Below are 14029 nucleotides of genomic sequence, written 5' to 3'. Positions count from 1 at the left end.
TTGTAGCTGCATTTCATCACCCCCATAACTCAAGAATAGCTGCAAAACAGGTTCGTGCCGGTACCCAGCAGTTACCGATAACCAGTTAATAGCGAGGAAATAATGAGCGACACCACCTACACACCCCCTACCGTTTGGAAATGGCAACCTGGCAATGGCGGTAAATTTGCCAATATCAATCGCCCCATTGCGGGCCCCACCCATGACAAAGCGCTGCCCGTGGGCAAGCACCCTCTCCAGCTCTACTCACTGGCCACCCCCAACGGTGTCAAAGTCACCGTGATGCTAGAAGAGCTGTTGGAAAAAGGGATTCAGGACGCTGAGTATGACGCGTACCTCATAAACATTGGCGAAGGCGACCAGTTCGGCAGTGGTTTTGTAGCAGTGAACCCTAACTCTAAAATTCCTGCATTGATGGATCACTCGACCAATCCGCCTCAGCGGGTGTTTGAGTCGGGTGCCATCCTGCTTTACCTAGCGGAAAAATTTAACGCTTTCTTACCCAGTGACCCGGCAAAACGCACCGAATGCCTCTCTTGGCTATTCTGGCAAATGGGTAGCGCGCCAATGTTAGGCGGCGGCTTTGGGCATTTTTACGCTTACGCGCCGGAGAAGTATCAGTACCCCATCGACCGCTACACCATGGAGGTGAAGCGCCAACTTGATGTACTCGACCGCCACCTGGCCGAAAACCGCTTTATGGCGGGCGATGAGTACACCATTGCCGATATGGCGATTCACCCCTGGTACGGTGCGCTGGTGAAAAACCGCGCTTACGAAGCGGCAGAGTTCCTAGAGGCCCACACCTATAAGAACGTTTTGCGTTGGACCGAGGAGATTGATGAGCGCCCCGCGGTTAAACGTGGCCGCATGGTCAACCGCTCGTTTGGTGAGCCACACGAGCAGTTGCACGAGCGCCACGACGCCAGCGACTTTGAGCTTCGCACACAGGACAAACTGACTGATAGCGAGTAAGTAGCCGCTAAAAAAGGGCCTACGCTTGATCTCTCAACGTAGGCCCTAAGGGATGCTAAAGACAGGTTTTCACTCTGTAACGCTACTCAACCCGCGAATTATTCAAGGCGTAATTCCAAACCCGATAAACGTAGAAAATGTACCCTAAGCCGAAGGTGACCAGCGAAATCAGCATCCATAGAATAATGTGGCCGATATTGCTGAATAGATTGATTTCGCAGACCATTTTTCGCTCGACGCCAGTGCTGGCATCAACTACCGACATGCGGTTAATGACGAACCGTGCAAACGAATAGGGGAAGAAAAATAGCGCTATACCAAACGTGATAATACTCAGCACCACCCAAAGAATGAGATGGCCGATGATATCGAGAATGGAAAGATCAGCTTTGATATTCACGTTGCGTCCTTAAAAATTAATAATGGTGAAGATTATCATCGTCAGGCGCAAACGTGAATAAATCAAATATAAATTAAGAATCTCGCCGATGATGTTAATACGGCCCACGAACTCCCGCTAAGTGAGTATTGAGTACTGGCTCTCCCACCACTCGACATAGGAACTATTATGGGGCGCAAGTCCACCCTCATCAGGGGCGTTATCATCCCACCATACTGGGCCACGCTCTCCTAGCGCTTCTTTAGCGCTTTGCACCGCATTGCGAGCGTGGTGAATCGCGTCTTCATCATCTTGCTGCTGGGCTGTCCTAACCGCCCGACGCGCTTTCATCAAGGCTTTGATATGGGTGCGCTTTTCATCGTCACCTAAGCGCGGATCGGTGCAACGCCAGAGGCGATTTTTGGCGACAAAGTAGCGTCCATCGGGGGTATGGGGGTACTTATTGGCCATTCGGTTACTCCTCCCATGAGACGCTTGGCTTTTAACCGTTTAGAAACGCTTAGATAGCGTAATGGCGCCAAACTTATCCTGCTTTTCTTGGCCATCAAATTCACGCGAACGCTGAACAGCGGCGTAAGTGACCTGCCAATCTTCCCAAGCCAGCGCCAAGCCAGCGGACACGTCACCCACCCACTCTTTGCGATCAACCGAGTGGCTATTTCTAAACGTATTGCCGTCAAGCGTCAGGTTTTGCGCCATGTAGTAACCGTCTACGCTGGCAAACATGTACCACTGCCAGCCGTCATTGCCGGTCATATGATGGCGACTACCGGCATTTGGCGTCAACGTGGGAATACCCGATGCTTCATCGCCCCAGCGCACGCTATAGCCAACGCTTGCATAGGTGTAGAAGTTACCCAAAGCGGCGTTTACGCTAGGCCCGTGGGCCAACTGCTTACCAATAAACGGTGAGCTGTGCCACCACTGACGCCGCATAGCGATGTTCACGATAGCTTCATCACCCAGTTGATTATTCCAGCCGTTAGGACGATCGCTTTCAGTGACACGATGCACTTCACGTTGAATGCTATCGGCGAGGGACGACGGCCCTACTAAACCAATATCTAGGTGCAGGTCGGTCGCCTGCTGCCAGTTACCCATGGGCACATCTTCATACAGCGAAATACCACCGTAGACGATCCCTGCATAGGGGCGATCATCGTCAACCAGCCCACGCTGCTCAATGTCATCGGGCGTATAGATCTGATGCACCAGCCGATAAGCGGCCATGTCGGCGTCGCCGATTATACTATCGGGTAATGCGGTGGCTAAGCGCTGTGTCCAGCTCTGCGCTTCAGGCTCAAATGCCCAATTTAGCTCAAAACCGCTGGTAAAGTGACCGTCATCGCTGCTGGCTATGCCATCATTTTCGTACTTAATCGAAAGTACGCCATCTGCCGCCTGTGCAAACGTTGGCAACAGGCTAATGGCAACGACTAGCGGGAGTAGTTGCCATCGTAATGGGGCATTTCCTTTCATTGCTCGTTCCTTGAGATTGATCTTGAGGCTGTTTTAATAAATACGCCAACAAACATTGTTGATTGTATGTAATTGTGCAAAAAAATAGCAAGCATACTTTTTAAAAAATAAGGGATGACCTGAAAGTCATCCCTTTGCCTATTTATAGCTTAGTTGTATAACCGTAAGTCTGGTAATTTCTAGCGGTCGCGGAGCAGCCACTGCGGAGTAATTTCATGCTGGCCGTTTTCATCGGTAATATACAGCGATCCTTCGCTGATCATTACTGCCCAGTTAATCGCCCGAGGCAGGTCTTTAGCGATAGTCGCTAGAGCCTCTTGTGGCAACCCCGCCACATGGACATTTTTCAGCGAAGCCACGCTGGGTAGCACTTTGCTCTCCCATAGGTCTACCCGGCCGTAAGCAAGCAGCGATACGCGCTCAGCCCGCCGTGAGCACCAGGTGATGCGCTCAGCATCCGGCAGGCCCACTTCGATCCAGTGCAGTAGGCGACCGTCTAAGCTTTTCTCCCACAGCGCCGGCTCGTCTACATCGGAAAGCCCGCGCCCGAAAGCTAGTGTCTCGCTGTACCACAGCACATAGGCGAGCAAGCGCGCGGTCATGCGCTCTTCGGTCTCTGACGGATGGCGAGCCACGGTAAAGCGCAGCGTTTCATACACCCCGCGATCCAGATCGGTCAGATTAATATCAACTTTGTAGGGCGTTGCGCTAAGAGCCATGGAAGTTTCCAAACGAAATTTGCGTCAGTGTAGCCGATGCTGAGTTTCCCTGGTGAATTGCCAGACAGGTTAGACAAAATGAGGTCTACGGATATACAGCCTCTCTTATCGTGCCGCCTGAGCCAGCGGCACCCCTGAATAAGTAAAACCGGAATGAATAAAAACTTAGAAGCAGGGCTTTAGAAGTTTGGCTTTAAAAGCTAGGTTTGCGCTTTTCAACAAACGCCGTCATGCCTTCTTTCTGCTCTTCACCGGCAAAGCAGAAGGCGAACAGGCTGGTTTCCAGCGCCAGTGCACTGTCCAGGTCTTGATCTAACCCGTCGTGAACCGCCTGTTTGGCACCGCGCACCGACTGAGGGCCGTTGCCTTTCAGCTGTTTGGTGAGCTCTTCAACATAGTTTTCTAGCTCGGTTTGCGGCATCACCCGGTTCACCAGGCCGATGCGCAGTGCCTCTTGGGCGTCAATTTTGCGTCCGGTAGAGACCAGGTCAATCGCCATGGCAGGGCCAACACGGCGTGGCAGGCGCTGGGTGCCGCCAAAGCCGGGGATGACACCTAGCAGCACTTCCGGCTGGCCGAATACCGCGTTATCGCTGGCTACCGCCCAGTCACAGGCCAGCGCCAGTTCGCAGCCGCCGCCAAGGCAAAACCCGTTCACCAGCGCGACCACCGGCACGGGCAGCGTTTCCAGGCGTTTGATGGTACGCAGAGCTTGGCTGGCGAAGGCGCGCGCTTGTTCGGGCGTTTTATCACGCATTTCGGTGATATCAGCCCCCGCCACAAAGGATTTCTCACCGGCGCCGGTAATCAACACGCCGCGTAAATTCGGGTGGGCTTCAAGCTCGACTAAATGCATCTCCAGCGACGCGAGCACCTCACTGTTTAAGGCATTCAGCGCTTTGGGGCGGTTGATGGTGAGTCGCACCATCCCATCGTTATCAACCTTCTCAATAACTGCTTCGCTCATGACAGGCTCCTTATTTGATTTGTTGTGGAATATTAAAGTGGATACCACTCAACCCTAGCGAACGCTTGGTAGAGTGGCAATGACTTATTTATGCCGCGCTCTTCAACTCAGCGCAAGCTAATCGTAGTGATAAAAACCGCGTCCGCTTTTGCGGCCTAAATAACCTGCGGCGACCATGCGTTTGAGCAAGGGGCAGGGGCGATATTTGGGGTCGCCAAAGCCTTCTTGAAGCACGTCCATAATCGCCAGGCAGACATCTAGGCCGATCAGATCCGCCAGCGCTAGCGGCCCCATGGGGTGCGCAGCGCCGAGTTTCATAGCCTCATCAATGGCCTCAGGCGTGGCGGTGCCTTCCTGCACGATAAATGCCGCTTCATTGATCATCGGTACCAGCAGGCGATTCACGGCAAAGCCTGGCGCATCGCCTACCGGCACGGCGGTTTTTCCCAGCGCCTTAGCGAGTTTTTCAATCTCAGCCACGGTCGCGTCAGCGGTCTGCTCGGCGCGAATCACTTCCACCAGTTTGAGTACTGGCACTGGATTAAAGAAGTGCATACCCACTACGCGTTCGGGGTGCTCGCACACTGCCGCCAAACGGGTGAGTGACAACGACGAGGTGTTGGAGGCCAGAATGGCGGTACTGCTCAAGCGACTTAGATCTCGAAACAGCTTCTCTTTGAGCTCGGGCTGCTCGGGGGCGGCCTCAATAATCACCGCGCAGTCACTCAAGGCCTCTAGCGTGGTGGTGGTGGCAAGGCGTTCCAGCGCCACACTTTTATCTGCCGCGCTGATTTTTTCTTTCGCCACCAGCTTACTCAAGCCTTTATCGATATTTGCCTTGGCACGGCCAAGCTGCTCGTCGGCCAGATCGTAAAGGTGCACCTGAAAGCCACTAGCCGCAACTACTTGGGCGATCCCCTGCCCCATCGTGCCAGCGCCTACCACGCCAATTTTTTGCTCACTCATGCACCCTCTCCTCTATTGATTACCAATACTCTATCAATTATCACTACTGGCCGATTATTGATGCTGTTTAGCTTCTTCGCGCAATACGAATTTTTGAATCTTGCCCGTCGAGGTTTTCGGTAGCTCGCTGAAAATCACTGTTTTAGGCACTTTGTAGCTAGCTAAATGTTCACGGCAGTGGGCGATAATATCGGCCTCGGTAACTTCCCCGTAGCCCACTTTGAGCTTTACGAAGGCACAGGGCGTTTCGCCCCACTTCTCGTCGGGCTTGGCGACGACCGCCGCCTCTTCCACGGCAGGGTGAGCGTAAATAGCGTCTTCCACTTCAATGGTCGAGATGTTCTCACCGCCGGAAATAATAATGTCCTTGGAGCGGTCTTTGATCTCGATATAGCCATCCGGGTGCCAGGCGGCCAAATCGCCGGTGTGATACCAACCGCCCTCCAGCGCCTGTTCAGTGGCCTCCGGGTTCTTTAAATAGCCCTTCATGACGTTATTGCCGCGCATCAGAATCTCGCCGATGGTTTGGCCGTCTTTGGGCACCGGCTCCATGGTTAGCGGGTCGGCGACACACAGCGCTTCGAGCATATGATAGCGCACGCCCTGGCGGGCTTTGATTTTGGCCCGCGCTTCAATGGGCAACTCATCCCACGCCTCGCGCCAGGCACACACCGTTACCGGGCCGTACACTTCGGTAAGGCCATATACGTGAGTGACTTCAATGCCCATCTTTTCGACCCCAGCAATCACTGAGGCTGGCGGCGCGGCACCGGCGGTGGTGACTTTCACCGGATGATCAAACTGGCGCTTATCTTCCGCGGGCAGATTCACCAAACCATTAAGAATGATCGGCGCCCCACTGAAGTGAGTGACTTTTTCATTGGCAATCAATTGCATGATCTTTTTGGGGTCGACCCGGCGCAGGCAAACATTCACCCCGGCGTTGGCAGCAATCGTCCACGGAAAGCACCAGCCGTTGCAGTGGAACATCGGCAGTGTCCACAGGTAGATCGGGTGGTGGGGCATTGCCCACTCCATAATGTTACTCACCGCATTGAGATAGGCGCCACGGTGGTGATACACCACGCCCTTGGGTTTACCCGTGGTGCCTGAGGTGTAATTGAGCGAGATTGCGTCCCACTCATCCGCGGGCAGCTGATAGGCGAAATCGGCGTCGCCCTCTTCAAGCAGCGCTTCGTACTCAATCTCGCCAATCCCCTGGGTGTCGCCAAGAAACTCAACATCCGCGACATCGATAATCAGCGGCTTATGCTCAATGTTGGCCACCGCTTGCTGGACGACCTCGGCAAACTCAGGGTCGACCAAAATAGCTTTGGCCTCGCCGTGCTCCAGCATATAGCTGATCGCCTCGGCATCCAGGCGAATATTCAGCGTGTTCAGCACACAACCTGCCAACGGCACGCCAAAGTGCGCCTCAAACATCGCCGGAATATTGGGCAACATCGCTGCTACGGTTTGGCCCGGCTGAATGCCCCGCCGCTTGAGCGCAGAGGCAAGCTGGCGGCAGCGTGTCCAGGACTCACCCCAGGTACGCCGCGTACTGCCATGCACTACCGCAGGGTAGTCAGGGTAGACCGACGCCGTGCGCTCCATAAAGGTCAGCGGTGAAAGCGGCACGTGGTTGGCAGTCGTTTTGGGTAAGCCTTGCTCAAAGATATTAGCCATCATAAAGCACCTAATTATGTTGAAAATCGATAGAGTGTGAGAAGGGAAAGTTAATGCCACGGCCCAACACCGCTGGCTTCACTGCTAATCGCTGTCTGGTGTTTTTTGCGATGACCTAGGCTCACGCCCGAATAAATTTTGTTTCTGCACCAAGAAGTACAGCACTACACCCGCAGTGAGTCCCCAGCCTGCGCCATACACGGCCAATACCACTGCCATGGTGCCTGCTACGCCACGCTCCGCCGTCGTTTTAGTCTGTTCAATACCTACCATAAGACAAATATAGCCTGTGAGAAGTAGCGTGAGGGAAAGCGCAATAGGCAAGACAGGCTGAAACATGCTTACTAGAGGTAACGTAAAAAGAGCAATAAAGCCCGTAATCCAAAAAGTGCCTCCACCGCTATAAATAGACTCCATCGCATTTCTGCCATTTTTATAGCGCTCGGCCATGGTTGCTGTAACGGCCGTCCAAATGGGGCCCGCTAAGCCTGGGTAAGGTGCAAAAAAAGCATGCATACCGTTACGAATAGCAGTGACGTGGTGCATGCGATCCGTGCTGTAATCAATTTTTTCATCTGTTCGAATATCATCGACCCGAGACATTAATGTGCGACCTACGACAATATCGCCAAAGGCAATGACGTAAGAGATGACCGCTGTAGGTACGGCCAGTAAGAACACCTCTAAGCCAGGAAAGCCTACTGAGAAAGGCAAGTAACGCCACATCTCGACAAAGTTCGGCTGGGTAATTCCCCACTCGATATTAGGTAGCGGATACTCACCGACAGCCCATGCAATTAAAATCGCCACAATCATGCCGGGTACCATGCCGTAATTAGCTATTTTGCGGATTAACGCGTGGTCTACGACCAAGCGTTTAAATGACAGCGAAAAAAGCATAAATACGGCAATCAGCATGCCAGCAATCAGAGAGATTGGGGTCTCGGCAAGGCGTCCACCCTGCTGTATCTCGCCGGTAATGGCCGCAATACCAGCGCCAATGATGATCCCCGCTTGCAGTGAATTAGGCACTAAGTGAACCAGCTTACTGCCAAGCCCCGTAACGCCTAAAATAAAGAAAATTAAAAAGACCAGGAACTGGAGAGCAAAAAGCGCCTGGATGGCTTCTGGGCCGGGCTCAAAATTGCCTAGGAAAACCAGCACGACCGGCACCGCAGGCGTAATCCACCCTGGCACCATTGGAACGCCCAATAATGCCGGGAGCATAAAGCCAATGCCGCATACCACCACAAAAGCCAAGGCGACGTCATAAGGCAAACCAAGGTACTGCTCAAGCAAAGGAATCATTGCAAGGCTGACAACAAACATGATCAGACCTTGAATCATTTCAGCCATTTCCCACCGATAGTGGATAAATGGAAGACGAATTTTAAAGGGACCCGCTGGCCAGTAAGGCTGTTCTTCGCCATGCTCACGTTGCTTCAATTGCATAAAATGCTCCTTTGACCTAATACGACATAGCGTTTCCGCTCACCATGAATTTAATGGCCATGCCTCATAGGTAATTTTTAAAACGCTTGTTTTATTACTTGTTAATGGACACTGCCGACCTTTGAGAGGTCGGCGGAGCAAGCCAAGCAAGATTAGGAAAATGTTAAGTGCTATGAGGAAGTAAGCTGAAATTCGCTTAAACACTGCATGCCCGCGTCAATGACAACGCGCTGAGCACGGCCGAGCGGGAGCCACTGGGTAATCGCAAATTCGGCGCTGCGCATCTTGGCAGTATAGAAGGGATCATCGCTACCCTTATGAATGGCAGCCTGGGCGCGCAGGGCAGCTTGGCCCATTTGCCACGCACACAGCACGTGCCCGGCTAGATTCAGGAACGGTGTCGCGTAAGCTTGCACGGCGTCTGCGCCGCTATCGGGATCTTTACCTTCAGCCAGTACAATGGCTTGGGCGGCTTTTAAATCTTCAAGCCCGGCTGCCAAACCGTTACCCAATGCTACCAAAGCAGGGTCGGCGTTGAGTTGCTCCACCGTGGCGGCCACATCGTTCAAGAGAGCGGTGAGCGCTGCGCCGCTATCACGCTGGAGCTTGCGGCCTGCCAGATCCAGCGCCTGAATACCGTTGGTGCCTTCGTAAATCGGCGCAATACGCGCATCGCGCAGCAGTTGGGCGGCGCCGGTCTCTTCTACGTAACCCATACCGCCGTGTACTTGGATACCCACTGAAGCGATATCTACCGCTTGATCGGTGGAGAAGCTTTTGATCACCGGAATCAGAATATCTGCGCGGGCCTGGGCTACTTGGCGAGCATCGGCGCTCTCCGCGTGGCGGGCGGTGTCCAGCTCGGCGGCACAATACAGTGCCAGCGCGCGCAGCGCATCGGTACGCGAACGCATGGAGAGCAGCATACGGCGCACGTCCAAGTGGTCGCTGATAGTGCAATTCTCACCGCCGCGTGTTTTGGGGGAACGGCCCTGGGTGCGTTCCAAGGCGTAGGCAAAGGCGTGCTGGCAGGCACGCTCAGCCACGCCAATGCCCTGAATACCGACCTTGTGGCGCGCCTCGTTCATCATCGTGAACATGTGGTTAAGACCACGCCCTTCTTCACCGACCAAGTAGCCAACCGCGCCACCGTTTTCACCAAAGCTTAGGGTGCAGGTGGGCGAGCCGTGAATGCCCAGCTTGTGCTCAATAGACGCACAGGTGACGTCGTTGCGTTCGCCCAGCGAGCCATCGTCGTTAACCAGAAACTTGGGCACCAGAAACAGCGAAATACCTTTGTTGCCTTGCGGCGCGTCGGGCTTGCGGGCCAGTACCAGGTGAATGATGTTTTCGGCGGCGTCGTGCTCGCCCCAGGTGATATAGATCTTCTGGCCACTGATACGGTAGTGGTCGTTTTCAGGTACGGCGCGGGTGCGCACTTGGGAGAGATCCGACCCCGCCTGGGATTCGGTAAGGTTCATGGTGCCCGTCCAGGTGCCTTCCACCAGTTTGGGCAAATAGGTCGCTTTGAGTGCATCGCTGCCGTGATGGGCCAGCGCTTCAATGGCGCCAGCCGTTAGCATTGGACAGAGCCCCAGCGCCATATTGGCGCCGTGAAGCATCTCCTGAACCGCGCTGGCGACGACCTCTGGCAGGTTTTGCCCGCCTAACGCCTCGGACACACCAATCCCGTTCCAGCCGCCCTCAACATACGCTTGATAAGCCGCCGCGAAGCCTTCCGGGGTAGTGACGCTGCCATCGGAGTGGCGCTTAGCCCCCTGCTGGTCACCTATCTTGTTGAGCGGCCCCCAGACATCACCAGCGAGTTTTGCAGCCTCTTCGAGTACCGCTTCAACCAAGTCTGGGGTGGCTTCTTCAAAGCCCGGTAGGCTAAGCGAACGGTGTGCTAATAGCTCTTCAAGCACAAAGCGCAAATCGCGCAGCGGCGCGGCATAATGGTTCATAGCAAAAACCTCGGGCTGAGAAATTAAACAATTGTTTAAAAAATATGCCCTGGATGGTAATAACACTCGCCACTACACACCATTAGCCCAAGGTATCAGCCCGTACTGAAAATGTTCTCACCCCACGTTACTTATGCGCTGCTGTTGGCTCCCCATCATCGTAGTAAGTGATATGGCTTTCATCTTCGGCAGGCGGCCCGACCACCGGTTCGGCGGCGTCAACATCCCATACGGCATCAGACAAATCTTCAAGGTGCTCGTGCTCCAATGCCCCCTGCATCAACTTCTCTGTTACTACCAGCTCAGCACCGGCAGCGGTCATCGGAGTAGTCGGCGTAAAGGGGGCAACGGGCAACGGCGCTGGGCGAACACTGCGGCGCCAAGCGAAGAACATAACAAAGAATAGACTGAGTGAACCAAAGGCCCAGAACAGTCCCGCATCGCCCATCACCGTCATCACCGGTGAAATCATCAGCGGGCTGATGGTGGCGCCAATCGAATTGATCAACAGCAGGCCTTGACTCATACGCACCAGCGCACCCGCGGGGGCACGGTCCGCGGCGTGGCTGACTGCCACCGGGTAAAGTGCAAATACCCCACCGCCGAGCAAGAACAGCAGCGCTGCCAGCAGCGGCGTAGAGAGCGGCAGCCAGAGCATCGCCACCGATATCAGCACACAGAAAACGCTGATCCCGATCAGCACCATCTGGCGGTCGTGGCGATCCGACCAGCGGCCAATCGGGTACTGCAACAGCATGGCGCCCATAATCACCACCGCCATCATCTGCCCGACCTGACTAATGCTCATCCCATTACGCTGTAGATACAGCGGTAGCAACGTATACGCTGCCGCCACCACCATGCCAGAGCCCAAACTGCCCATTACGCCGGTGGGCGTCAACGTAATCAAACGGTGCGGGGGGAGCGGTTCGGCGTAGTCCATAATCGGCGATACGCGGGGAATCATCGCCATGGGCAGCACGGAGAGCGAGGCCAACAGGCCGATCACCATAAACGGAGCAGTAACGCCCATGGCGTCGGTCACACCCAGCAGCAGTTGGCCCAACACGCCAGAGGCATACAGCGAAATCATATACAGCGCCAACAGACGGCCGCGAACTTTCTGGTCGCCCGACGTCAGTAGCCAGCTCTCAATGACCAAATAAACCCCTACCGTGGCCCAACCGCCAATCAAGCGCAGCGCAAACCAGACCCAAGGGTCAAAGAACAGGCCCTGCAGCAGTACCGTAACGGCGACGAGCGAGGCAAAACTGCCGTAGGCACGAATATGACCAATGCGTATCAGCAGGCGGTCATTGACCAACGCACCTAATGATAAGCCAATAAAGTAAGCCGACGAGACAATACCGACGACCGTGGCCGACTCACCGGCGGCATCCAGGCGCAGGGTGATTAAGGTGGCCAGAAAACCGTTGCCAATCCCGAGAATGAATAGCCCTAACAGGGGCGCCAGCGCCATGGCTAGCAGTTGCCGCGACATGAAAACCTCACCTTACCTACTGGAGTGAAACAGCAATAAAAACGCTGCTAGCAGTGTTCAAAATAGCCACTATCTCACCTGTCGCATCGAGTCAGGCTGGAATATCGGCGCGCAATTATTGCCCTAAAGTAAACAAAGTCAATGCTTTTGTGACGCTATCACTATTCACGTTAGGGCTTTGTGCAAAATAACGCTGTCGGGGCCAGGAAATTCCACAACTAAATTATTCTGTTGTGCCCACCAACGAAAAGTCTCTTCGCTAAAAAAACTGATATGAGTGGGATCCGAAATATAGTGCCAGCGGGCAAAAGCTTCTGGGGAGGATACCCGTTTGGTCATCAGCCCTAGATAGCCGCCGGCTACTAGTTGAGCCACTAATTGAGTAAGCACTTGGCCAGGCTGCGACAAGTGCTCAACGACTTCTGTGGCGGTGATAAAGTCATAGTCATTGGCAAGCACCGAGGCGTCCGGGGCATAAAATGGGTCGTAAATTGACATACAATGCCCCTGCTCTTCGAACATCACCGACAGTGTCGGCCCCGGCCCGGAGCCAAAATCGAGCCCGCGAGCGTTAGCCGCAAGCTTGGCTAAAAGCGGAGTAAATAAACGCCCTAAAAAGCGCCGGTATCCCGCGCGGTTTCGGATAATAAGTGCAATTGGTAAGAGGGCGGCCAGCTGGTAGAGTCGGCGCTCCTCCCGACCAAGAGAAAAGCACTGATGAGCTACAACCAGCTGACCGAAAACGAACGATACCAGATTTACATTCTAAAAAAAGCAGGCCACAGCCAATTGGCGATAGCGGAGAAAATGGAGCGGAGTCCGTCCACGATCAGCCGGGAGCTTCGCCGTAACAGAGGGCTTCGAGGTTATCGGCCTGGGCAGGCACAGAAGCTGTCGAGCGCTAGGAGGCATGATGCCTACAAGGCACGGAAGGTGACGGACGAGGTGCGAGGTGAGATAGAAACCTTGCTTCGTCAGGAGCTGAGTCCGCAGCAGGTTGCCGATTACCTGAGAAGGCACACAGGCGTATGTCTGCACCACGAGACGATTTACCAGTTGATTTACGCAGACAAGGCCAACGGTGGCGATTTGTATAGGCATCTTCGGGTAGCGTCAAAGCCCTATCGCAAGCGCTATGGCAGCTATGATCGGCGAGGGAAGATCAAGAACAGAGTGAGTATTGATGAGCGCCCTGCGGTCGTTGACCGGCGTAGCCGAATTGGTGACTGGGAAGGCGATACGATCATCGGCAAGGGTCGCAAGGGCGTTCTGCTGACGATGGTTGAGCGTAAGACGCTGTATACGGTCATTGTTCGCCTGACGGGCAAAAGAGCCGACCTGCTGGCGGCTGCAGCGATTGAGCATTTGGCGTCGCTCAAAGCCAGAATCAAAACCATCACCTTGGATAATGGTCTTGAATTTTCTGGGCACGAGGATATAGCGAAAGGTCTGGAGGCGGATATTTATTTTGCCCACCCTTATGCATCATGGGAACGAGGGATCAATGAGAATACCAACGGCCTTATCCGCCAGTACTTCCCCAAGGGAACAGACTTAAGCAAGGTGACGGATGAGCAGGTTCAGTTTGTTATGGATCGACTGAACAGCAGACCCAGAGCGACCAGAGGTGGACGATCACCGAATGAGTTATTTATAGGGCGGCGAGACGATTTACTCGCCGCGTAATGAAATTGCAGTTATTACTTGAAACCAAGCCGTATCATGCGGCGAGTTTTGATGTTTATCGTATTCGGCCTTTTCAGCAGCGGCGCTCAAATGCTGCTCGGGGGGCACAAATACCAGCGTGCACGTGGCACACTGGTAGTAGTCACGACGCCGATCCTGGTGGTAAAGCGCAGTGGTCGATCCCGCGCATAGCGGACAGCAGCGCATCATCGTATTCTCTGGCATATCGTTACA

Annotated in this window: 13 protein-coding genes and 1 pseudogene; 2 read left to right on the top strand and 12 right to left on the bottom strand. The window is 54.2% G+C overall.

What is annotated here, in order from left to right; all coding sequences use genetic code 11:
* Positions 1-102 precede the first annotated feature (102 nt).
* Positions 103-975: a glutathione-dependent disulfide-bond oxidoreductase gene (yghU, locus tag ACQE2I_RS04705; RefSeq protein ID WP_427030313.1), complete on the top strand. Its 873-nt coding sequence runs from the start codon at positions 103-105 to the stop codon at positions 973-975.
* A gap of 82 nt (positions 976-1057) precedes the next feature.
* Here yghU and ACQE2I_RS04700 read toward each other — a convergent pair whose 3' ends face one another.
* The 11 genes and pseudogenes from ACQE2I_RS04700 to ACQE2I_RS04650 all read right to left on the bottom strand — a co-directional run.
* A complete protein-coding gene (locus ACQE2I_RS04700) occupies positions 1058-1375 on the bottom strand; it encodes a DUF6693 family protein (RefSeq protein WP_427030312.1) in 318 nt (105 codons plus the stop codon).
* A 117-nt stretch (positions 1376-1492) separates the two neighbouring features.
* On the bottom strand, positions 1493-1825 hold the full coding sequence (locus ACQE2I_RS04695; protein WP_427030311.1) for a hypothetical protein: 333 nt from the start codon (positions 1823-1825) through the stop codon (positions 1493-1495).
* Between the two features lie 39 nt (positions 1826-1864).
* Positions 1865-2854 carry a lipid A deacylase LpxR family protein gene (locus ACQE2I_RS04690; protein ID WP_427030310.1) on the bottom strand — a complete coding sequence of 330 codons (990 nt, stop codon included), beginning with the start codon at positions 2852-2854 and terminating at the stop codon, positions 1865-1867.
* 179 nt (positions 2855-3033) lie between these two features.
* Positions 3034-3573 (bottom strand): YaeQ family protein, encoded by a 540-nt coding sequence (locus ACQE2I_RS04685; RefSeq protein ID WP_427030309.1) that lies wholly within the window; start codon positions 3571-3573, stop codon positions 3034-3036.
* Between the two features lie 193 nt (positions 3574-3766).
* Positions 3767-4540, bottom strand: coding sequence for an enoyl-CoA hydratase-related protein (locus ACQE2I_RS04680; protein WP_427030308.1), 774 nt, complete (start codon positions 4538-4540; stop codon positions 3767-3769).
* A gap of 117 nt (positions 4541-4657) precedes the next feature.
* Positions 4658-5506 carry a 3-hydroxybutyryl-CoA dehydrogenase gene (locus ACQE2I_RS04675; protein WP_427030306.1) on the bottom strand — a complete coding sequence of 283 codons (849 nt, stop codon included), beginning with the start codon at positions 5504-5506 and terminating at the stop codon, positions 4658-4660.
* 54 nt (positions 5507-5560) lie between these two features.
* The gene (locus tag ACQE2I_RS04670; RefSeq protein WP_427030305.1) at positions 5561-7195 is read right to left on the bottom strand and encodes an acyl-CoA synthetase; all 1635 of its coding nucleotides are present in this window, start codon (positions 7193-7195) and stop codon (positions 5561-5563) included.
* An 81-nt stretch (positions 7196-7276) separates the two neighbouring features.
* The gene (locus tag ACQE2I_RS04665; protein WP_427030304.1) at positions 7277-8644 is read right to left on the bottom strand and encodes a solute carrier family 23 protein; all 1368 of its coding nucleotides are present in this window, start codon (positions 8642-8644) and stop codon (positions 7277-7279) included.
* Between the two features lie 170 nt (positions 8645-8814).
* On the bottom strand, positions 8815-10608 hold the full coding sequence (locus tag ACQE2I_RS04660; protein WP_427030303.1) for an acyl-CoA dehydrogenase: 1794 nt from the start codon (positions 10606-10608) through the stop codon (positions 8815-8817).
* A 127-nt stretch (positions 10609-10735) separates the two neighbouring features.
* The gene (locus tag ACQE2I_RS04655; protein WP_427030302.1) at positions 10736-12109 is read right to left on the bottom strand and encodes an MFS transporter; all 1374 of its coding nucleotides are present in this window, start codon (positions 12107-12109) and stop codon (positions 10736-10738) included.
* A 165-nt stretch (positions 12110-12274) separates the two neighbouring features.
* Positions 12275-12739 (bottom strand): annotated as a pseudogene (locus ACQE2I_RS04650) (class I SAM-dependent methyltransferase); the annotation flags it as partial.
* An 87-nt stretch (positions 12740-12826) separates the two neighbouring features.
* On the opposite strand from ACQE2I_RS04650, the gene ACQE2I_RS04645 reads away from it, so the two are divergent.
* Positions 12827-13795: an IS30 family transposase gene (locus ACQE2I_RS04645; protein WP_032608318.1), complete on the top strand. Its 969-nt coding sequence runs from the start codon at positions 12827-12829 to the stop codon at positions 13793-13795.
* Here ACQE2I_RS04645 and ACQE2I_RS04640 read toward each other — a convergent pair.
* Positions 13781-14020: a hypothetical protein gene (locus ACQE2I_RS04640; protein ID WP_427030301.1), complete on the bottom strand. Its 240-nt coding sequence runs from the start codon at positions 14018-14020 to the stop codon at positions 13781-13783. The two genes, ACQE2I_RS04645 and ACQE2I_RS04640, sit on opposite strands and share 15 nt — an antisense overlap.
* Positions 14021-14029 lie beyond the last annotated feature (9 nt).

Source organism: Halomonas sp. H2 (genome assembly GCF_050215315.1).
In the GTDB taxonomy this organism is placed as follows: Bacteria; Pseudomonadota; Gammaproteobacteria; order Pseudomonadales; family Halomonadaceae; genus Vreelandella.
Note: the sequence above shows the minus strand (reverse complement) of the source record. Positions and strands in the feature narration are given on the sequence as shown.